This window comes from Bacillus sp. RC51, assembly GCF_044908115.1.
GTDB classification, from domain to species: Bacteria; Bacillota; Bacilli; order Bacillales; family Bacillaceae_G; genus Bacillus_A; species Bacillus_A mycoides.
The window spans coordinates 207,601-228,664 of record NZ_JBIYCW010000006.1 but is presented as its reverse complement, the minus strand read 5'-3'; the positions used below and the strand labels follow the sequence as shown (position 1 = coordinate 228,664).

23 protein-coding genes and 2 tRNA genes are annotated in these 21,064 nt (G+C 35.4%); 6 read left to right on the top strand and 19 right to left on the bottom strand.

What is annotated here, in order from left to right:
- Positions 1 to 271: 271 nt before the first annotated feature.
- Both ABH959_RS15105 and ABH959_RS15100 read right to left on the bottom strand, forming a co-directional pair.
- Positions 272 to 1,270, bottom strand: coding sequence for a hypothetical protein (locus tag ABH959_RS15105; protein WP_002067360.1), 999 nt, complete (start codon positions 1,268 to 1,270; stop codon positions 272 to 274).
- Positions 1,271 to 1,468: 198 nt separating this feature from the next.
- On the bottom strand, positions 1,469 to 1,717 hold the full coding sequence (locus ABH959_RS15100) for a hypothetical protein (RefSeq protein WP_001983650.1): 249 nt from the start codon (positions 1,715 to 1,717) through the stop codon (positions 1,469 to 1,471).
- A gap of 315 nt (positions 1,718 to 2,032) precedes the next feature.
- Here ABH959_RS15100 and ABH959_RS15095 point away from each other — a divergent pair, with 315 nt between their 5' ends.
- Positions 2,033 to 2,647, top strand: a complete 615-nt coding sequence (locus tag ABH959_RS15095) for a PH domain-containing protein (RefSeq protein WP_000473870.1) — start codon at positions 2,033 to 2,035, stop codon at positions 2,645 to 2,647.
- Between the two features lie 51 nt (positions 2,648 to 2,698).
- On the opposite strand, the gene ABH959_RS15090 is transcribed toward ABH959_RS15095, so the two are convergent.
- The 8 genes from ABH959_RS15090 to ABH959_RS15055 form a co-directional block, all read right to left on the bottom strand.
- A tRNA-Arg gene (locus ABH959_RS15090) sits at positions 2,699 to 2,772 on the bottom strand.
- Between the two features lies 1 nt (position 2,773).
- Positions 2,774 to 2,847 (bottom strand) — tRNA-Gly (locus ABH959_RS15085).
- A gap of 108 nt (positions 2,848 to 2,955) precedes the next feature.
- Entirely contained in the window at positions 2,956 to 3,459 is a 504-nt protein-coding gene (locus ABH959_RS15080) for a metallophosphoesterase (protein WP_404492784.1), read from the bottom strand.
- Between the two features lie 13 nt (positions 3,460 to 3,472).
- The gene (locus tag ABH959_RS15075) at positions 3,473 to 4,081 is read right to left on the bottom strand and encodes an XTP/dITP diphosphatase (RefSeq protein WP_113935654.1); all 609 of its coding nucleotides are present in this window, start codon (positions 4,079 to 4,081) and stop codon (positions 3,473 to 3,475) included.
- A gap of 11 nt (positions 4,082 to 4,092) precedes the next feature.
- Complete coding sequence (gene rph, locus ABH959_RS15070) at positions 4,093 to 4,830, bottom strand: ribonuclease PH (RefSeq protein WP_404492783.1); 738 nt, start codon at positions 4,828 to 4,830, stop codon at positions 4,093 to 4,095.
- Positions 4,831 to 4,961: 131 nt separating this feature from the next.
- The gene (locus tag ABH959_RS15065; protein ID WP_113935655.1) at positions 4,962 to 6,008 is read right to left on the bottom strand and encodes a GerMN domain-containing protein; all 1,047 of its coding nucleotides are present in this window, start codon (positions 6,006 to 6,008) and stop codon (positions 4,962 to 4,964) included.
- 130 nt (positions 6,009 to 6,138) lie between these two features.
- Complete coding sequence (racE, locus tag ABH959_RS15060; protein WP_404492782.1) at positions 6,139 to 6,951, bottom strand: glutamate racemase; 813 nt, start codon at positions 6,949 to 6,951, stop codon at positions 6,139 to 6,141.
- 235 nt (positions 6,952 to 7,186) lie between these two features.
- Positions 7,187 to 8,512, bottom strand: a complete 1,326-nt coding sequence (locus ABH959_RS15055; RefSeq protein WP_404492807.1) for an MFS transporter — start codon at positions 8,510 to 8,512, stop codon at positions 7,187 to 7,189.
- A 369-nt stretch (positions 8,513 to 8,881) separates the two neighbouring features.
- Between ABH959_RS15055 and ABH959_RS15050 the strand changes: the two genes are divergently transcribed.
- A complete protein-coding gene (locus ABH959_RS15050; protein WP_219303605.1) occupies positions 8,882 to 9,565 on the top strand; it encodes a type 1 glutamine amidotransferase domain-containing protein in 684 nt (227 codons plus the stop codon).
- 49 nt (positions 9,566 to 9,614) lie between these two features.
- Here ABH959_RS15050 and ABH959_RS15045 read toward each other — a convergent pair whose 3' ends face one another.
- The 5 genes from ABH959_RS15045 to ABH959_RS15025 all read right to left on the bottom strand — a co-directional run bounded on the left by ABH959_RS15045 (position 9,615) and on the right by ABH959_RS15025 (position 14,227).
- The gene (locus tag ABH959_RS15045) at positions 9,615 to 10,253 is read right to left on the bottom strand and encodes a TetR/AcrR family transcriptional regulator (protein ID WP_404492781.1); all 639 of its coding nucleotides are present in this window, start codon (positions 10,251 to 10,253) and stop codon (positions 9,615 to 9,617) included.
- A 163-nt stretch (positions 10,254 to 10,416) separates the two neighbouring features.
- Positions 10,417 to 11,079 (bottom strand): type 1 glutamine amidotransferase domain-containing protein, encoded by a 663-nt coding sequence (locus tag ABH959_RS15040; protein WP_404492780.1) that lies wholly within the window; start codon positions 11,077 to 11,079, stop codon positions 10,417 to 10,419.
- Positions 11,080 to 11,186: 107 nt separating this feature from the next.
- On the bottom strand, positions 11,187 to 11,411 hold the full coding sequence (gerE, locus tag ABH959_RS15035) for a spore germination transcription factor GerE (RefSeq protein WP_000659484.1): 225 nt from the start codon (positions 11,409 to 11,411) through the stop codon (positions 11,187 to 11,189).
- Positions 11,412 to 11,577: 166 nt separating this feature from the next.
- Positions 11,578 to 12,873 (bottom strand): purine/pyrimidine permease, encoded by a 1,296-nt coding sequence (locus ABH959_RS15030; RefSeq protein WP_404492779.1) that lies wholly within the window; start codon positions 12,871 to 12,873, stop codon positions 11,578 to 11,580.
- A 112-nt stretch (positions 12,874 to 12,985) separates the two neighbouring features.
- Positions 12,986 to 14,227, bottom strand: a complete 1,242-nt coding sequence (locus ABH959_RS15025; RefSeq protein ID WP_404492778.1) for an amidohydrolase family protein — start codon at positions 14,225 to 14,227, stop codon at positions 12,986 to 12,988.
- Positions 14,228 to 14,440: 213 nt separating this feature from the next.
- On the opposite strand from ABH959_RS15025, the gene ABH959_RS15020 reads away from it, so the two are divergent.
- A complete protein-coding gene (locus ABH959_RS15020) occupies positions 14,441 to 14,626 on the top strand; it encodes a PspC domain-containing protein (protein WP_002129290.1) in 186 nt (61 codons plus the stop codon).
- A gap of 70 nt (positions 14,627 to 14,696) precedes the next feature.
- Here ABH959_RS15020 and ABH959_RS15015 read toward each other — a convergent pair whose 3' ends face one another.
- Complete coding sequence (locus ABH959_RS15015) at positions 14,697 to 15,269, bottom strand: helix-turn-helix domain-containing protein (RefSeq protein ID WP_002138507.1); 573 nt, start codon at positions 15,267 to 15,269, stop codon at positions 14,697 to 14,699.
- Between the two features lie 100 nt (positions 15,270 to 15,369).
- Between ABH959_RS15015 and ABH959_RS15010 the strand changes: the two genes are divergently transcribed.
- Together ABH959_RS15010 and ABH959_RS15005 are read left to right on the top strand one after the other, a co-directional pair.
- The gene (locus ABH959_RS15010) at positions 15,370 to 16,335 is read left to right on the top strand and encodes a DMT family transporter (protein WP_113935683.1); all 966 of its coding nucleotides are present in this window, start codon (positions 15,370 to 15,372) and stop codon (positions 16,333 to 16,335) included.
- A 142-nt stretch (positions 16,336 to 16,477) separates the two neighbouring features.
- Positions 16,478 to 17,143, top strand: coding sequence for an aquaporin (locus ABH959_RS15005; protein WP_002067333.1), 666 nt, complete (start codon positions 16,478 to 16,480; stop codon positions 17,141 to 17,143).
- Positions 17,144 to 17,203: 60 nt separating this feature from the next.
- Here ABH959_RS15005 and ABH959_RS15000 read toward each other — a convergent pair whose 3' ends face one another.
- From ABH959_RS15000 to ABH959_RS14990, 3 genes are all read right to left on the bottom strand, one after another.
- The gene (locus tag ABH959_RS15000) at positions 17,204 to 17,635 is read right to left on the bottom strand and encodes an Rrf2 family transcriptional regulator (protein WP_002112095.1); all 432 of its coding nucleotides are present in this window, start codon (positions 17,633 to 17,635) and stop codon (positions 17,204 to 17,206) included.
- Between the two features lie 118 nt (positions 17,636 to 17,753).
- Positions 17,754 to 18,980, bottom strand: a complete 1,227-nt coding sequence (locus ABH959_RS14995) for an ABC transporter permease (RefSeq protein ID WP_002015418.1) — start codon at positions 18,978 to 18,980, stop codon at positions 17,754 to 17,756.
- A gap of 2 nt (positions 18,981 to 18,982) precedes the next feature.
- Positions 18,983 to 19,867, bottom strand: a complete 885-nt coding sequence (locus tag ABH959_RS14990) for an ABC transporter ATP-binding protein (RefSeq protein ID WP_113935684.1) — start codon at positions 19,865 to 19,867, stop codon at positions 18,983 to 18,985.
- 353 nt (positions 19,868 to 20,220) lie between these two features.
- Between ABH959_RS14990 and ABH959_RS14985 the strand changes: the two genes are divergently transcribed.
- Positions 20,221 to 21,048, top strand: coding sequence for a 5'-nucleotidase, lipoprotein e(P4) family (locus tag ABH959_RS14985; RefSeq protein ID WP_404492777.1), 828 nt, complete (start codon positions 20,221 to 20,223; stop codon positions 21,046 to 21,048).
- Positions 21,049 to 21,064: the final 16 nt, after the last annotated feature.

Here is a 21,064-nt window from a genome sequence, read left to right as displayed (position 1 = left end):
CTTTATAGATCAAAATTTTTATTATCTCTTTCTTGAAATAACAAATGTACAAATAACCCTCTAGCAAAAAGCTTTCAGATACAATGTTCCAATCTACTAATTGTCTAAAAGACAACTACGGTATATTTTGTTCGAGACTAATATGAAACATATTAAGTAAGAGAATTATACTCCTCTTCTCTTACAAACAGGCAGATTTCTGCCTTTTGCAACCCTTACATTATAACATAGAATGTGCTCGTTTCAATAACTGAACGATTCTTTTTCATAATTATACGGGCAAATACCCTTCTCTTTCAATGCGCAGTAACCATTGATAGGCAATATGAAATTCCTCAAACTCAATATTGTATGCTGTCATAAGTTCTTCTTCATCAATAGCCAATCCGAAACGCTTTCTTCCAATTCTCTCTAAGACAGCAGCCCAAATTTCTACTTTATCCATTAATAGAGGGAACGGAAAAACGCTAATTTGTAATTCTTTCCAGTATGTAACCATCGTACTAAATATATCTGGATAATTTTGCTCTAATCGGTTTGAGAATTTATGTATAATTTTATCGGATTGCTCCTCATTATGACCTGTAAATGCTGGAATCACCTTTATCGTATTTCCAAACTTCTCTACTTCTATCTCTTCTTCTATTTGATTTTCTACCATTTTATACAAAATAGAAGTTTTTAAATAAGGATGCTGATCTTCGTCTATTAAAAATTTCTTTAAAGTAGGAAGTGCGAGATCCAGGTCTTTTAACGAAAGTTTCTGGATCACTCTTAGCTTTTGACCAAAGTTTTCTCCAAAAAGCCCATCGGTAAATTCTTCTAATTCAAAATTCGAATCCACTAGCGGTTTATCTTCTTCATTCAGCATCCCTTGCGCAAACAAAGCAAGCTGCGCCAATTTTTCCTTTTGCTCAGGAATTATATCTTTCGTTTGCAAAACTTCCTCAACAGTTTCAATGACACCTTCATAATCATTTGTTTGAACTAAAATAGTTACATACGTTTCAAGAATATCACCAAATAATACAGCTCCTGTTTCAAGCAACTGCTCACATTTTTCTTTCGCTTCTTCCATACGTTTTAATTCTAGCAAACAAATAACGGAAGCTAATTCTGTTTGTTCCGTTTCTGCATTATACTGACGTAATATTTCAAAGCAGCGCAATGCATCTTCGAATTCCCGCTCTTTCAACGCTAAAAAACCTTTATCAATATAGCGTTCTGATAGTTGCGGAAACAATACGACCGTATTTTCTTTTTTATCCATACGTCCGCCTCTTTTTCTAGATTTTAATGATCTTCAAAGTAAATATATCAAATGCGTAATAAGAACACAACATTCCAAAATCATTTATTTGAAATATAGGAATATTCTATTTTCATAACAAAAAAGCAACAAACTTCTAAATGAAATTCATTTTTCACAAACAAAAACCCTCAGCAACAGACGGCAGAGGGTTCATCATTAATGGAAAGCTTTTATAATTGTGGGGTATATAACAAGGGTAATAATTTGGAGAACAATAATTGCCATAACAATCATGCTAAAATAGAAGATTGGTTTACTTCGCTTCATTAAAAACATAATAATGAGCATCGTACAAGCAAACAAACTTAAAAAGAACAAACTCGTTGTCGAACTGAGTATACCACTCGGGACAAAGAACAATAAAACTACACTACAAGTACCTATAATTCCAAATAACCATTCCATTCATTCACTCATTCCCTTTCCCTCTCATGGCAGTTTTTTCTACGCTACTAAATGTTTTACAACATCAATTACATATGTTAACTTTTCATACGCCACAAACCCAAAAGCTACTGTTAAACCCGTTACGATTAATCCTTTCATCATCTCTTCCTCCTCATTTATCGTTGTTATCTTCATTATATAGGATTAGTAATTTGTTACCATCGAACTTCCTTACACTTACCTTACAGAGTTGTAAGATTTCAAAAATAGATTTAAAATCATGTTAATATATTTTTGTACAATTAAGAATTTAATTTACAAGGGGGATTATATATGTTCAAAAAAATGGCAGCTGACGTTTTAGGATTAAGCGATGTAGGTTCCGTTATCACACCAAAAGATTACGATAAGGTCGATGCTGATGATTACGTAATGCATGAAGATGGGGAGAAAATTTACTTTCTTATTAAATCAAAATCAGATGAATATTGTTTCACAAACAAAGGATTAATTCACCTAGATGGTACAAGTGCCACAAGCAAAAAACGTACATTACGCCGCTTTAGCTATAGTAAATATCAAATTAAAAACGTAGCACTTGAAACTGCAGGAACGATTGATTTAGATGTAGAAATTAAATTTCAAATGGGAGATGAGCATTACTCAATTGATGTTCATAAAAAACATATTGAAGAATTAAAAGATTTATATAAGGCTCTTCTTAAAATCGAAGAAATTTCATACGACAACGATATTACATTGCAGTATGCGCATAAAAGTTTAGATATGGCATCTAACACTTTTAGCCGTATTTCAAATGCACAAGTAAATTTAGCAGAACAGTTTAAAGAGATGAACGAGATCGCCTTTAACTGGCTCGTTGATACGAAAAAGCAATATAACGTGAAAGATTACGGTTTTGTCTTTGAAAAATTTATTAATAACTAATTTAAAACAAACAAAAAACCTTGTTATCAAAAGATAACAAGGTTTTGTTAGCGTCCCAGGAGAGATTCGAACTCCCGACCGTACGCTTAGAAGGCGTATGCTCTATCCGGCTGAGCTACTGGGACATGGAGCGGGTGAAGAGAATCGAACTCTCGACCAGAGCTTGGAAGGCTCTTGTTTTACCACTAAACTACACCCGCATATGTTATTTTATTTTTCTTCGTTAGCGCCGTTGCCCTATCGACAATATTTATTATATTCATAACTACTTATAAAGTCAACACTTTTTTAAAAGAGGATAATTTTTCTTATCCTCTTTTAAAAATTGCTTGTTCCACCAGCTGTCCATCTAATGTTTCAAAACGAACTTCTATATGATTTTCATCCATTTCTAATAAAGCGAATGTTTTTTCCACACGAGAGCGCGGGAGCAAAATACTTCCTGGATTAATAAATAAAATCCCATCAATTAATTCTGCCCCTAATATATGAGAATGTCCAAAGCATGCTACTTGCGCTCCTACTTCTCCTGCATGATACGCTAACGTTTGTAACGTCATTTTCACATTATGACGATGACCGTGTACAACTAAGAAACGAATTCTATCTACATCAGTTACAATTTCATCTTGAAAGTTAGCATAATCACAATTCCCTTTTACAACTTGGAAACCTTGTAGCTCTTCGTGAGCAGGCGTTAGCTCTGAATCACCACAATGAATCATGATATCTACTTTCCCTGCGTAATTCTCTTTTAACTGCTGTAATTCCTTCACAGAGCTATGACTATCGCTTACGATTAAAGCTTTCATCAATCTCTCTCCCTTATTCTTCTAAAAACCATTCTGGGATTTTTTCTTCTAATTTACGAAGAGCGCGTCCGCGGTGACTAATCGCATTTTTCTCATCCGAATTTAGCTCAGCCATCGATTTTTTATATTCTTCTACATAAAAAATCGGATCGTATCCGAAACCATTTTCCCCGCGGCGCTGTTCTAGAATTTTCCCTTCGCACGTTCCGTTTACAATAACCGGCTCTTTATCCACTTCAGGGAAAGCAACTGCTAGCGCACAGTAAAAACGAGCTGTACGTTTTTCTAAATCGAAGTCAGTTAACCCTTGTAACACCTTATCTATATTCGCCTGATCATCTTTCGGCTCCCCAGCAAAACGAGCTGAATACACACCTGGTTTCCCGTTTAAGGCATCTACAATAAGACCAGAGTCATCCGCAATTACGATGGAATTCAACTGTCTACTAAGACTGTCCGCCTTTAAAATTGCATTTTCTTCAAATGTTTCACCAGTTTCTTCGACTTCTTCAATATGAGGAAAATCGTGTAAAGATTTCACTTCTAAGTCAAATCTCTCAAATAACTCAGCAAACTCACGTACTTTCCCAAGATTTTTCGTCGCTACAACAACTTGCTTCATATTTTCCACCTCTACTCTATATGAGATACGATGTCACCTAATGCTTCTTTTTGCTTTTCAACAAGTTGGAAAATCCCTTGTTCAGCAGCATCAAGTAATTCATTTAATTCAGCTCTGCTAAACGTCGCTTCTTCTCCAGTTCCTTGCACTTCAACAAACTGACCTTTTCCAGTCATAATAACGTTCATATCAACGTCTGCTTTAGAATCTTCAGCATAATTTAAATCTAAAACAACACCTTGTTCTTCAACAACACCTACTGACGTTGCCGCTAAATAATCTTTCACCGGAATTTTAGATACTTTGTCTGCTTTCAATAATTTTTCAAAAGCTAATACCATCGCTACATAAGCACCTGTAATAGAAGCTGTTCTCGTTCCGCCATCCGCTTGAATTACATCGCAGTCAATCCAAACCGTTCTTTCGCCAAGCGCTTCTAAATCAACAACCGCACGCAATGCTCGTCCAATTAAACGCTGGATCTCCATTGTGCGCCCTGTTACTTTCCCTTTACTTGACTCCCTGATTGTACGTTGCTCTGTCGCACGTGGAATCATTGAATATTCTGCTGTTACCCAGCCTTTTCCTTCTCCGCGCATAAACGGCGGTACACGCTCTTCAATTGTCGCTGAACAAATTACCTTTGTATCCCCAACTTCAATTAGTACTGATCCCTCTGGATGTTTTAAATAATTTGTATGAATATGTATATGGCGTAGCTCTGCTTTTCCTCTACCATCTACTCGCATAAAAATAACCCCCTCATAAATACTCTCATTAGTATAGCCAAATTTAAATGTACGATATGTATAACAATAAAAGAAGGGGAACTCAAAAAGCAATTCCCCTTTCTTACATAAGTATATCAAATTATTCGCGATTAAAAACTACCTGTATTCACGTTTTGTGGACGATTAACAGGTTTTATTAACTTTTCACCTTTCTCATCCATAAGATTTGCTTTCCCATTCACTTCAATAGAAACATTTTTCACACCTTGTTTTTCCGTTAAAGATAAGACTAACGATTTCAACACATAATTTGAAATCATATTTTTGTCTGGGTTCACAAATATATTTTCATTAAAGTTTAATGTAATATTTCCGTCCTTCACTTTCGGATTCGTAATAAGCTTAGCTCCTGGATTAAAATCATTTAGTAGCGATCCTTGAATCGGACCTTTTACAAGCTCATCCACAATTGCCGAGTAATCATTTTCTTTTCCTTCTGCAACGCGCCTTGTTACCGGTACGTAATATTGCTGCTTATTATTTTGCGCCATAAAGTAAAGTGTAACCGGTTTTGTATGCGTCACATCTGCTACTTGTTCATCATCAAAGTTAATTCCATTCGCACGACTTACACCTTCACCAAGCGGTGTACCCGCAACAGGCATCTTCGCTAATTTTTCACCATTTATTTGGAACTGCACTTGTTTTATTTCTGTAAATTGAGTCAAAGTCCACGCTACTGATTCAACAATTTGACGTTCTTCTTCTTTTGAATAATTTTTCATTTCTTTAGAGAAATCAATTACTGCTGTCCCGCCTTTTTTCAAATTCAAGGTCATCGTCGTATTCGCTGGAAGGACTGCTCGAAATCCATTTGGCAATAAATTTGTAACTGGTCCATCTTTCACAAGATACTCTAACGTTTGCTGTACAACTTCATTCGCTTTCGGAGTAGGCATTGCAATAGTTTGCGGTACAACATATCCATTTTTATCAACGAGGTATAACTCTCTATTTACTGTTTGCTCTTGTTTATCTTTTTTAGCAGTTTCTTTCTTTTCACCTTCTGTATACGTAACTTTTTTTGGCGGATCAATTTGTTCTGTCGCTTTCTCTTGATTTAACAAGCCACACCCTGATAATAAAATCGCACTCACAGTAGCACCAACAACCCATTTAAAAGTGGATTTAGGCATGCCATTCCCCCCTAAAATCTAAGTTTGTACTATTATGTATACGAGCTGTTTCATATTTTAGAACAAGCTATAGCTACTTACACAGAAAAAACCCCTGATTTCTCAGGAGTTCTCTTATATGAATCTACTATTATTCTGTTTCTAAATTGATATGCTTCACATTTTCAATCGGCTGACCGAACCACTTTGATGCAATTTCTTTAAACAGGCCTACTTTACCAGTCGTTAAGAAGAGATGATCACTTTGTTCTTCTCCCTCATTTAACATCTTACTATGGTATAAAATCGTGCTTACCTCACGCGCTGTTTCATCACCCGAACTAATTAATTGTACTTGATCCCCCATTACCTTTTTAATAACAGGACCTAAAATAGGATAATGTGTACATCCTAGAATAAGCGTATCAATGTCAGTACTTTTCAACGGTTGCAATGTTTCTCTTACAACTTCATACGCCATTTCACTTTCGAAATTCCCACTCTCTACAAGCTCAACGAAAGGTGGGCACGCTAAACTTTCTACCATAACACGGTTATTAATAGACTTTAGTGCCTCTTCATAGGCGCCACTTTTTACTGTTCCAATCGTTCCAATAATCCCAACATGATACGTATTTGTCACTTTTAAAGCTGTACGTGATCCTGGATGAATAACTCCAACTACTGGAATTGGTAATTGTTTCTGCATTTCTTCTAATACAACCGCAGTTGCTGTATTACACGCAATAACTAACATTTTGATATTTAAATCTAATAAATGCTCCGTCATTTCCCACGTAAATTGACGCACTTCTTCACGAGAACGCGGACCATAAGGGCAACGTGCTGTATCCCCTAAATATATAATACGCTCTTTCGGCAACTGACGAATTAATTCCTTCGCTACTGTTAAACCGCCCACTCCTGAATCAATAACACCGATCGCTCTATTCAACTTAATCACCCGTTTTCTCATTCATCATCTTTTATGTTTATCAGTATATTTTACACACTTTAAGTTCGCTAACTTAAAGTGCCCCTGTATAAAAATTTTCATTTGTACCTATATAGATCAGGACCTTTTTTATTTTGCTCCTTTTTTTCATAATTTGCAAGACAGAAAAATAACCGACCTTCTATATGAAAGTCGGTTTCTTCTATATAAAATACGCATTTATCCCACTAATTAAAGTTTCACTTTATTGCTCCATCTTTTTTTGAAAAGAAGACATTCCTATTAATAAGAAGAAATGAGCAGAAATTAAAATGATGATTAAAATAAAATTCAAACGATAACTATTTGTAGATTCCATAACTTTGCTCGCTACAGCTGGTCCAAATGCCATACCGAAAAAGTTAATTAAATTATATAAACCAAGACCGACTCCAACTTTAGCAGGATGTAATGTTTTCGGTATAAATGTGTTTAATGATACTTGAATAGCTGAATAACTCATAAATGTTAAAATAACCGCCACTAAAATAATGATTAAGTTCCCGTTCGGAATAAGCCCTAAAATTAAAAAGCCAACGATCATAATGACAGACGCTACATAAATCATATTCACATTTCCAAACGAAGGGACAATCTTTCCCGTAATAAAACTAGATACAATACCAAAGAGTGATGCAACAAACAGTGCAATTCCGATAACGAATGGCGACAATCCGTGCACTCTTCCTAACAGTGATGGCAATAATAATAGACTAGCACATAAAGCCACATTAATTATAAACCCGACCGCTATTAAACGAAGAAATGGTTTGTTCGAAAATAACTCAATATCAATAAATGGATGCTCCGCGTTCTTCATACGAACCGTGAATAAAAATAAGAAAGCTACCGATAACACAAATAGCCAACTATTAATATTGACACCTAATAAAACAGTCGTAATGAATGCAAATAATAACGCCGCTCCAATGTAATCAAAATGAAACACTTCATCCGTATGCTGCGCTTCTTCTGGCATAAATTTTATAAGCAAGAAAATCCCAACTACTGAAATAACCATAAATAAAAATAAATATGGCCACCCTAATGTATTTGTAATAGCCCCGCCAACTAAAGGACCAATGCCTATTGCTAATGCAATAGAAGAACTAATCATCGCTAATGCACCAGGCTTCTTAGCAGGAGCAACTAATTTTGCCACTGCAATCATACTAAGCGCAATAAACGCCGCGCCCCCACTCGCCTGCACTAATCTTGCAAGAATGGTAATCGCATAAGATTGATTCATAAATCCAATAATAGAACCCGCTACAAATATGATAATTGAAATAATCAATAGTTTTTTTACGCTATAACGATCAGCCAACTTCCCATATATCATCGAACCAATACCGACAACTAAAGAATAACCTACTACAACCCAACTTACTTTCGATTGACTAATAGATAAATCATTAGCAATATCCTCTAACGCTACATTAAATAAAACCGCATTCATCGGTCCTAATAAAACGATAAAACATAATGTGAAAACAAACCATTTTGAATGGTTACTTATATCTTTCCCCATGCGTAACACCTCTTCTGATTGTAGTAACTGTAAATGAAACATGAAGTTGTTTAGCTCCTCTATCACTACTAAGCAACTTCATCAAATGTATAAATTTATCGCGCGACAAATTGAATTCGAAACGTAACATTATGTTGTTCGATATTCATGGAACTATCATAGTTTCAGCATTACAGTTTGTCAACGAAAGATATACAAAGTAAACTGTTTTAGTGTTTTTAGTTTACTTTGTCCAAAAATTGTTATACACTAATTTCGAATCCGGTATAAGGGGGACTGACATGGTTATTCAAATTTGCAATTTCTAACTTAATAAAATCAAGTAAATAAAGAACTTTTATATAGAAGAAACATTACAGGAGGATTATGATGAAGAAAAAAATGTTAGTTGTATTAACGAGCGTAGAAAAATACCCAAATTTAAATAGAGCTACTGGGCTTTGGCTTGGTGAAGCTGTTCATTTCGTTAAAAAAGTAGAAGAAGCTGGTTACGAAGTAGATTATGTCAGTCCACAAGGTGGTTATACACCGATTGATCCGCATAGTTTAGCGATGGCGGAGAGCATCGATTGGGAATGGTATCAAAAGAAAGAATTTATGAATCGTCTCGGTTCTACAATGAAACCGAGTGAAGTGAATCAAGAAGACTACGCTGTTATTTATTACGCGGGTGGTCACGGAGTTATTTGGGACTTCCCAGAAAACAAAGAACTTCAAAAGATTAGCCGCAACATTTATGAAAATGGCGGAATTGTTTCCTCTGTTTGTCACGGAGCTGCTGGTTTATTCCATATCACATTAAGTAACGGGGATCGTTTAATTAACGATAAAAAAGTAACAGGATTCTCAAATGAAGAAGAGAAACTAGCTGAATTAGATCAATTCGTTCCATTTTTAACAGAAGATGAACTCGTTAAATATGGGGGACTTTACGAAAAAGCTGCGCAACCTTGGGAAGCTTACGCTGTAGAAGATAATCGTGTAATTACTGGTCAAAACCCTGCTTCAGGTGGTCCAGTAGCTGAATTAGTATTAAAACAGTTGCAAAAATAATATGTACTAAAAAAGCAGATTTCCCTCTAGTAAGGGAAATCTGCTTTTTTTACGAAATCATTTGTAAATTAGCTATAATTTCTTTTTCAATTTCAGAATCATCAACTACATCTAAAAATTCCGGTTTAAACAGTTGGTATTTCTTCAAATTGTAGAAATCAAGTATCGCTTGCTTTAACGTAATATCGTACTGAATGCAAAAAGTATGATCTATAATGCGTCTTAACATCACATCATCTTGCACCATAAATAGTTGCGCATTCATTTTATTAAAGTAACCTTGTTCCATACCCGACTCAAAAAACATTTGCAAATTACGATTGCGATTTTGTTGTGCAGCGACTAATTGATTCGACAAATGCGGATACGCTTCTTTCAAATCTTGTAAAAAGACATCCGAAATATACGTCACACATTTTAAAGAATGGATAAACGTCTTTTGGAAACGTTCTGTAAACGACATACTTTCATCTTGATTATCCGCATCTCCTTCAAGAAGATAGTTTATAAAATCCTCTACTACTGCCTCAATAATCTCATCTTTCGAAGAAAAACGTTTATATAAAGTAGCTTTACTAATATCCATATATTTCGCAATTTCATCTATTTTTAATTGGCTAAAACTCGCCTTTCGAATAACGGGCTTTATTTTATTAATATAAGTATTTGCACACGCTACTTTTCTCATTTAAAAGAGCCTCCTCTTTTGTTCATACAAAATAGTATAGCAAATTCATGAATGTTTATAAATGAAGTTATTATACTCATTACGTCTTTTTAGTTTATTACAATTTCAATCTACGCTATACATAAAAAGTACCCGCTACCTTTGTTAGTAGCGGGCACCTTTTCTATAACTTATTTACAGCTCTTTTTATAGCCTTACCTATTCCCATACTAGACTGCGGATTCTGCCCTGTAATCAAACGCCCATCTACTACAACATGCGGCGTGAAATTAGGTGCTACATAAAATAATGCCCCTTCTTCTTTCAACTTACTTTCTAGCAAAAAAGGAACTCGTTTTTCTAAATGTACAGCTTTTTCTTCATCGTTTGTATAACCTGTTATACGCTTACCGGCAACAAAAAACGAGCCATCTTTATTTTTCACACCAACTAAAGAACTTACCCCGTGACAAACAGCCGCTACAACCCGGTTATTGTTATACATATTTACAATCAAATTCGCTACATATGTATTACCAGGAAAATCTACAATAGCCCCGTGCCCACCACCAAATAAAACTGCATCATAATCTGAAAAGTGAACCTTTGAAATCGGCTTCGTACTTTGCAATATCGTAGCTACCTGCTTAAATTCACGAGGTATCCCATTTGGAATTGACACTCTATCAATAGGTACCCTTCCACCTTCTATAGATACAAGATCAACATCGAACTTAGCCTTTCTAAATAAATTATACGGAGCTGCGAGCTCTTCAAGCCATAAACCAGTCGGGTGTCCATTCAAGTTATGAGCGCTTGTTGAAACTAATAATACCCTTTTCAACATATCCCCTCCTTACTACCTATTTATGTAGGAAACATTCTTATCATTCATATGGAGCATGAAACAAACAAAAAAATAGCCGACCTCTTGTATAAAAGTCGGCTGCTTTCTTATAGTTCGAGCTCTCCCATACGAAGAAGCTCAACAACTGCTTGTGAACGTCCTTTAACCCCTAGCTTTTGCATTGCGTTTGAGATGTGATTACGTACTGTTTTTTCACTTATAAACAGTTCACCTGCAATTTCCTTCGTCGTTTTATCTTGAACCAGTAATTCAAATACTTCTCTTTCTCTCTTTGTGAGTAACGGTTTAGATTGATACGCTTTTTCCTTCAACTGGTATAACCCTCCTTGCTTAAGCCAGAGCTGTATATGTGTAAGTTGGGTGTTTATTTAGTCAAGATATTGTATGAACGAAATGTGCAGGTGGTGAATGAAAATGGGCTTTATTTCTTATGTTATTTTAGACTTTTATACAGTGCGTACACTCTTTTTTATCCACTTACTTTTCAGTACGCCATATTTGTTCTAGTAATATGCTGACAACTGTACCTACGAACAAACCATTTCCGAATATATATTGCATCACAGACGGCAAGGATTGGAGTGCTCCAGACGGTAAAAACATAACACCACTTCCAAATAATATAGCAACTCCTAAAATCGTTATATTCCTTTCGCTCATTGGCACTTGTTTTATATTATGAAACCCAATTCCAATTAGCTGTACGAACGAAGCCATTAAAACCGCAGATGCGACCGCGGATGGCAGAGAGGCTAAGTAGCGGATAATACTTGGAAACAGCGACATACCGACTAATAGTACGCATGCAAATAAGAATGAACGCATGTACTTTTGATTTGTTAAACGTATGAAACCTGCCGTTGCTGGTAATGGAACGACACCTACAGTTGAAAACAAAGAGGAAATCATATGCGAAATCCCTCCGACCCACGTACCATTTCTCAACTGTTTTTGTTCAATAGTCGCTTTATGAATCGTAGCTTGATTGATTGCTATAATAGCTGCCACTGTATTTGAAACTAAAATACATACCATAACGAAACTTGATACAGCCATACCTGTATTCCATTTTGGAATTCCCCACGCGAATATATGTGGAAGTTGCACAAAATGAGTTACTTGAGATGGGATCGTCACTTTTCCTGCAATGAGAAAAATAATCCAGCCACTAATTAACCCTATTAAAACCGCATAACTTTTAACAACCCCTTTTCCGAAGTTGGAGAGTATGACTACGAATAAAAATATGCCAAAAGCAATTAATGCTGTAAATCCATCAATTTGAGAAACAGTAGCTGTAATTCCTAGCATTCCTTTTAAAAATACACCACTTAATTGTAAACATAATAAAAGTAAGAACGTCCCTGTCACGAGCGGCGTAAATAAAAATAAAATACGCCCGATAACTCCCGTTACTCCTAGCCCTATTAAAACAACTCCCGCAACCATCATTCCTAATTCTAAAATTTGCAATGTACTATGTAATTGATCCTGCCCTACAGTTGCATAAGCAAGCACGGTAAATACACCAACCCAAGATCCAGCTGGTCCATCCGCAATCGGAAGCTTATGTCCAAGCCATCCTTGTAAAAAAGAAGATATACCAACTACGAAAAACGTACGCTGCATTAAATAAAATACTTCTTCCGTCGTAAGATGAAATAATCCGCCAACAACAATTGGTAGCGCGATTGAGTTTGCTAATAAAAAAATAAACCATTGCAAAGTTCCCATAATATGATTTTGATTATGTTGATTGTCCAAACTTTTCATCCCTTCTTGCTTCCTTATAAGGAAGTATAGTACTTCCCTGTTTCTACTAAATAAAAAAGAAGGGTTCTATTTTCACAATTAGAACCCTTCTCAAAACATCTAAACGATTCCTCTATACAAGATTATCAGATTTCACTTGATCTAAATCCCCTATAACAACATTCCCTTTATACATAACTACACGCTTCTCTGTTTGACGAGCCACTGCTTCCGCGGCGCATGTTGCATTCGTCAAGACAAAACTTGCCTCATCTCCTACATTTGGCCATAATCTCTTGCCTTCATCGTTTAGCGTAGCTTTCCCTCCTGTAATAAAACGAAGAGCTTTCCCTAAAGACCTTTCATCACTCCAACCAAATCGTTCTGCCAATCGATTTACCTTTTGAAGCATATCACCTGTGCCAAACGGCGACCAATGATCTGTAATACTATCATTTCCTAATGAAACTTTAACACCTTTTTTATCTAATAACGGCATTGGGATTACTTGTTTACCGATTGGAACGGTTGAAGTGATATCAATCTTTAATGCTGCTAGTCTTTCTGCCACTTCTTCAGCTTCTTTATTAGTAACACCACCAAGTCCAAGCGCATGACTAATTGTTACACGACCTTGCCATCCTGCTTCTTCCGTTAGACTTGCCAATCTCTTCATTGTAAACGTTCCAAGGTTATTTGCATCATGCAAATGAATATCAACATCCGCGTTAAATTCTACCGCAATGTCCATAATCGTATGTAATGATTTTTCAATATCATTATCTACTGTAGCTGGGTCCACTCCGCCAACTAATTGTGCGCCCATACGCATCGCATCTTTTACAAGTTGCACAGAATTACTGCGCAACAATCCATGTTGCGGAAATGCAACTATTCTACCAGACAACCGATCTTTATATGTTTCTAAAGCTGCTAACGTTGCCTCTAAATTACGAAGTCCAATAACCGGATCCACATTACAATGCGTTCTAATATTTGTTGCGCCATTTCGAAGCAATAACTCTAGCATATTTTCCGCCCTGTCTTGAGCAGTTGCTAATTGCTTTGGTAAAATCGTTTTTTCTTCATTAAAACGTGTAAAAATATTTTCTGCTGGCATACAAGCTTTCCAAGGCCCACTATAATATGTTTTATCAATATGAATATGCATCTCTTCAAAAGCTGGTAAAACTAATAAACGATTAGCATCAAAAGTTAACGTTCCTTCCTCTTGGGCGATTCCCGATATAATTCTTTTAATTCGCCCATCTTCAATAAGAAGACTGCATATCTCAGTTTCCGTTTGTGAAATTTTCGCTTCTTCATATGTATAACCTGTTTCAAGCTTTACATTAGTCAACCAATATAATGTCATTACCATTTCCCCACCTTATATTAGAAAATACGTCACACCCTCATTTTCATTTTAATATCAACTGAAAATTAAGACAATTAATACGCTATATTGCCCTTTCACAAAAAAATGTAATATAACCTAATGGTCTTCTCATAAATTTCCATATAGAATAAAAGTACACTGTATCACTCATACATAACAGCGGTGATATAAAAAGGAGGGGATCATAATATGTCGAAGAGGTTATATAAATCCGAAACTGATAAAATGTTATTTGGTATATGCGGTGGTTTAGGAGAATATTTTGATATTAGCTCTACTCTCATTCGCATACTTTGGGTCATTGCTATTTTATGTTTTGGAACGGGGTTTTTAGTTTATTTTATTTGTTTATTACTTATGCCACGCTCTTACTAATAACATTCTTTCATATATTTGAGCATAGCGTATAAAAAATCCCCTATAGAAAAATCTATAGGGGATTTTTTCATGAAGAATATTTCATCGTTAAATGTAATACCGCTACTTCATCCTCTTCATTTTTATAACTATGTTTCTTATTCGCTTCAAACTGAATGGAGTCAAACTCATTTAGCACATATACGTCATTCTCAACTTGAATAGAAACTTTCCCTTTCATTACTGTTACAAGCTCAATTGCTCCTTCATGATGAGCTTCCGGTTCATATATACTATTCGCTCTTAAACAAGCACGGTGCATTTCCATCCCTGTTTCTTTCGTGTAACGGAACATCGTTTCTAAATGCCATGCTTGTCCTACATCTACTGCAAATCCTTCTCCGCAGCGCGCAACAGCTACAGGTTCTCCAACAACCATTAATCTCGATAAAGGAATCGATAACCCTTTCGTTATTTTCCAAATGACAGCTAACGTTGGATTCGTTTCGCCTCTCTCAATTTTCCCTAATGTTAATTTACTAACCCCTGTTTTTTGGGCTAATTCTTCTAAACTTAATTTTTGTTCATTTCGAATTTGTCTTAATAGCTGACCTACTTGCTGAATTACTTCTTTCGTTTGTATATCTTCATTTTCTTTCATATATAAAACCACCTTGAAGTATAAAATAGTTTACTTTTATTTATTTTAAGTATATTATACTATACATAAATACTCAATTCCGAAAGGAGTGCCATACTTCATGCGCGCAATATTACTAGGTCTTTTATCATCGGCCTTTTTTTCTGCAACCTTTATTATTAACAGAGCAATGAATGTATCTGGAACAAGCTGGGCTTGGACTGCTTCCTTCCGTTTTCTATTTGCTCTCCCTATTTTATTCCTTATCGTTTTATTTCGCAAAAACTTAGGAACTTTATGGGCAGAATTAAAAAAACATCCATTTGTATGGATCGGGTGGGGCTCGGTCGCTGGCATCGGCTTCTATTCTTTATTAAGTTTCGCAGCTGTTTTTTCTCCAGCTTGGCTCGTTGCTGGAACTTGGCAAGTTACGATATTAGCAGGTTTACTACTATCACCATTATTTTTCGTTAAAATAGAAACAAAATCAGGTACAAAACTTGTACGTGGAAAAATTCCACTTCGCAGTTTATACGTCGCTTTATTTATTTTACTTGGTGTACTTTGTATGCAAGCGACTGCAGCGGGTCATATTACAATGACTCAGTTCATCTCGGGATTTTTGCCTGTCGTTTTAGCAGCTTTCTTATATCCCTTCGGTAACCGAAAAATGATGGAACTTGTTGGCGGGCGTCTTGATACATTCCAACGTGTATTAGGAATGGCAATCGGAAGTCTCCCTATTACAATCCTACTTGGTATATACGGATTTTCCACTACCGGTATTCCATCATCAAGTCAAATGATGCAAGGATTTTTGTTAGCATTATGTTCCGGAGTTATTGCGACGATGACATTTTTCTTTGCTACTGACTTAGCAAAAGACAATCTTGCTTTACTTGGAGCTGTTGAAGCAACACAAGCTGGAACGATGGTCTTCACTGTGCTTGGTGAGATTATTTTCTTAAATGGTTCATTCCCTAGCGGACTGTCACTGATTGGGATGATTATTATCATGCTAGGAATGATCGTAAATAGTGTTTTAAACCGTTCTGTTCCAGTCATTAAACAAAAAAAATCAGCATAAAAATAGATATGGTTCTTCTTCATAGAACCATATCTATTTTTATTATCTCCCTATTTTGCCTTATCAGAATAGTATTTCATTAGCTGTTTATACTAAAACCTATGTTATAATACGTTTCATGTGCATTAATAGGAGGTAAATTATGTTAAAAAAAGCAATTGCTGAATTTATTGGTACATTTGTACTTGTATTATTCGGAACTGGAGTAGCTGTCATTGGTGGCGGAATTGAAGGAATCGGAACATTAGGTATCGCTATGGCTTTCGGATTATCTATCGTGGCTATGGCATATAGCATTGGAACAATTTCTGGATGTCATATTAACCCAGCAGTATCAATCGCTATGTTCATCAACAAAAGAATGAACGCTATGGAACTTAGCTATTATTTATTAGCTCAAATTTTAGGTGGTTTATTAGGAACTGCAACGTTAGTAACAATTTTACGATCTGCTAAATTACCTTTAGATAATTTAGGACAAAATAGTTTTGGAACTCTTGGTTTATCTGGAGCATTTTTAGTTGAATTCATTTTAACTTTCGTATTTGTTTTAGTTATCGTTGCTGTAACAGGTAAAAAAGGAAGTTCTTCTTTAGCTGGACTAGTAATTGGTTTCACATTAGTATTAATTCACTTATTAGGTATTCCGTTAACTGGAACATCTGTTAACCCAGCTCGTAGTATCGCACCAGCTCTATTCGCTGGCGGAGAAGCAATTTCTCAACTATGGGTGTTCATCGTTGCCCCAATTTTTGGTGGTATCGTAGCAGCTGTTGTAGGAAAGTTTATTTTAAATACTGAAAAATAGAATTTTCAATATTTCCGAATAAAAAAAGACGAGCCCTCATCATGAGGAAGCTCGCTTTTTTTATTCTTTAATTTTCGACTTTAAATTTGTAACTAATTGCTGCACCGTTACATTTGCAAGTACGTTTTCCATCGCTTCTTGCGATTGTATTAAAACAATCTCTAATACCGATTGAATATTAGCTCCTACTGGACATTCAATGTTGGGATTTTCATGGAAAGAAAATAGATGTCCTTCTTCTACAACTTCCACAGCTTTATATACATCAAGTAATGTAATTTCATCTAAATCACGAGCAAGTGTCGTACCACCTTTACCGGCTTGTACATCAACAAGTCCTGCTCTCTTCAACATTCCTGTAATGCGACGAATCACAACTGGATTTGTATTCACACTACCAGCAATCCATTCAGAGGTACAGCGAGAGTTTCGATCTATTGCAAGTAACGTTAACATATGAACACCTACTGTAAAACGACTACTAATTCCCATCTGCACACCCTCCTTTTTATTCATTCTATTAAAAGACAACTCTTATTATTATATACTATTTTTAATTTATACATAAAGAAAAAGCATGATTCCATTAGAAAATCATACTTTCCCTCTATTATTGACGCTTTATAAATTTCGCCAAATCTTTAAACTTCACTTTATCAGAGTAATTCATTACACCGTTTACATAGATACGGCTTGTAATCGCATTTAATATACCAATCGTCGCCAATAAAACTACTAATGTTATCGTAATCTCTAACATACCTGCTTCACCAGCTACAATCCGTGAGAAGGTAACCATCGGTGTGAAAAACGGAACATACGAACTTACAACAACAATAGTACTATTTGGATCACTTAATGATTTAATACTAATGAAGAATGCAGCCATGATCAAAATCATTATCGGGAAAGATACGGCTTGTAAATCCTCTGTCTTAGACACAACAGCTCCAGCCGCAGCGTACATCATCGCATAAAGTAAATACCCTGTAATGAAATAAACAAGAAACATACTTATAACCTTTGCATCTAATTTTGTAAAGTCAATTGGAACACCCAATAATGAGGCACTTTCTAAATCGACCCAACCTAACAAATAAGGAATAAGATAACCACACGCCAATATTACAAGTTGTAATAACGCCGTTGAAACAACCGCCAAAATTTTCGCATACATCATCGTAAGAGGCTTTACTTTCGGAAGCATTACTTCCATTACACGTGACGCCTTTTCAGATGCAATATTCATTGCGATTGTATTTCCGAAAGCTACAATAAACATATATAAAGCAAATGTAAAGAAATATGCAATTCCGAAAGAAGATGTACGATCTTTTATCGCTTCTTGCTTCACTTGAATTTCTGCTTGTAATTGCTGCGCAATTTCTGGTGAAACATTATTTTTTGCAATCGTCACCTTCGTATATTGTTGTTTTAAATAACCCGCCATAATTGCAGAAGTTGCTTGGCTTGGAAATCCATTATACATATATGTAACTGCTGGAGTCCCATCCTTTTCCGTCACATGGAATAGACCATCTAAATCTCCCTCTTCTACTTGCTTATGCAGTTTATCAAAATCATCTTTTGAACCGACCGTTATTTTTGCTGATGGCAATAGCTTATTTAGCTCTTCTTTTTGTACTTTGTATGTGGAACTCTCTACTACAACTGCAATTTTATCTTTATCCTTATTTTTATCATCGCCTGAAGTAAAATGATTAAATGCAAAAATCCCAAACACAACTAAAAATAAAATCGCACTCGTAATTAATGATTTTTTAGATAAAAATGCTTCCTTAAAATAAAATGAAAATACATGAGAAAATTTACGCATATTTATTTCGCCCTCTCTACAAAGATTTCGTTTAACGTCGGCTCTAACATTTTAAATTGTCGTAAGCTAACACCTTGCTCTTGCAACTGTTGCAAAATCTTTAGAGCTTCTGCATCGCCTTGTACTTTTACATAAAGAAGGCCTTGTTGTTTTTCATACGGAACGTGTATAGCTTCTAATCCCTTTTCGTTCTCTACTGTATCTTCAATCGTTAAATTACGAAAACCATATTCTTTCTTAATATCACTTAACTGTCCTTCTACAACCGCTTCGCCTTTTTTCAAAATACATACATGTTGGCAAAAAGCCTCTACTTGCTCCATACGATGACTTGATAAAATAATTGTCTTTCCACTCTGTACTTGTTCTCCAATAATATTAGCTAACATTCCCGCATTAACTGGATCAAGTCCACTAAATGGTTCATCTAAAATAAGAAGTTCTGGATCATGAAGAAGAGCAGCAATCAATTGAATTTTTTGCTGATTCCCTTTCGAAAGTTCTCCCGCTGTTTTAAATTTATATTCTGGAATTGCTAAGCGTTCTAACCAGTGATCAATTGCAAGATCCACTTCTTTTTTCGTCATTCCTTCTAATCTGCCAAAATATCGCAACTGATCTATTACTCTACTTTTTGTATATAATCCTCTTTCTTCTGGTAAATATCCAATTGTTACCCCGCTATCACCAAATGATTTTCCATCCCACGTAATAGAACCTTCATTTGGCGTTAATAAGCCTAGTAACATTTTAATTGTCGTTGTTTTCCCTGCACCATTTCGGCCAAGTAACCCTAACACTTCACCTTTCGGTAACGAGATTTGCAAACCATTAACTGCTTTAGATTCTCCGAATATTTTTGTTAAGTTTTGAATTTGTAAACTCAATGTATAAAGCCTCCCCTTTAGTATCATTCGTACCCTCTGTTAAAGCCTATGATTGTTCAGAATGAAATATAGTACTATATTTCATTCTCTTATATGTATCACTACATCTAACCCATCATTTGTTTCATTTAGTTAAAATTGTAAATAAAAATCCTGTTTTTGTCAATTATAATTGTCATTACGACAATAAAACTTGTCAAAATAATTATTATTATTTAACCCATCTTTCTAATATAGGACAAACTACTACATATACAAAAGACAATATGCAAATGTTCATAAAAAAAAATATAAAAAGCATTATATTTTAATATATAATATTAAATGATTTACTAACATCAAGGAGGATACATATGAAGATGAAGAGGGGTATTACCACTTTATTATCTGTAGCCGTTCTTTCCACATCGCTTGTAGCATGTTCAGGAACAGCTGAGAAAACAGTGGCGAAAGAAGAAAAAGTAAAATTAACAGACCAGCAATTAATGGCTGATTTATGGTATCAAACAGCTGGCGAAACGAAAGCACTATACTACCAAGGATACAATATTGGTCAATTTAAGCTTGATGCAGCTCTTGCAAAAGGGACAGGCAAAAAACCTGCTATCGTACTTGATTTAGATGAAACTGTTTTAGATAACAGTCCTCATCAAGCAATGAGCGTAAAAACAGGAAAAGGCTATCCTTATAAATGGGACGATTGGATTAATAAAGCTGAAGCTGAAGCTCTTCCAGGCGCGATTGATTTCTTAAAATATACAGAGTCTAAAGGTGTAGATATTTACTACATCTCAAATCGTAAAACGAATCAACTAGATGCAACAATTAAAAACCTTGAGCGCGTAGGAGCTCCTCAAGCAACGAAAGAACATATATTACTACAGGACCCGAAAGAAAAAGGGAAAGAAAAGCGTCGTGAACTTGTTTCTCAAACACATGACATCGTCCTATTCTTCGGTGACAACTTATCTGATTTCACTGGTTTTGATGGAAAATCTGTAAAAGATCGCAATCAAACAGTCGCAGATTCAAAAGCACAATTTGGTGAGAAATTCATCATTTTCCCTAATCCGATGTATGGCGATTGGGAAGGCGCTTTATATGACTATGATTTCAAAAAATCAGATGCAGAAAAAGATAAAATTCGTCGTGACAATTTAAAATCATTTGATGCAAAATAACAAAGAGGATGGCTTT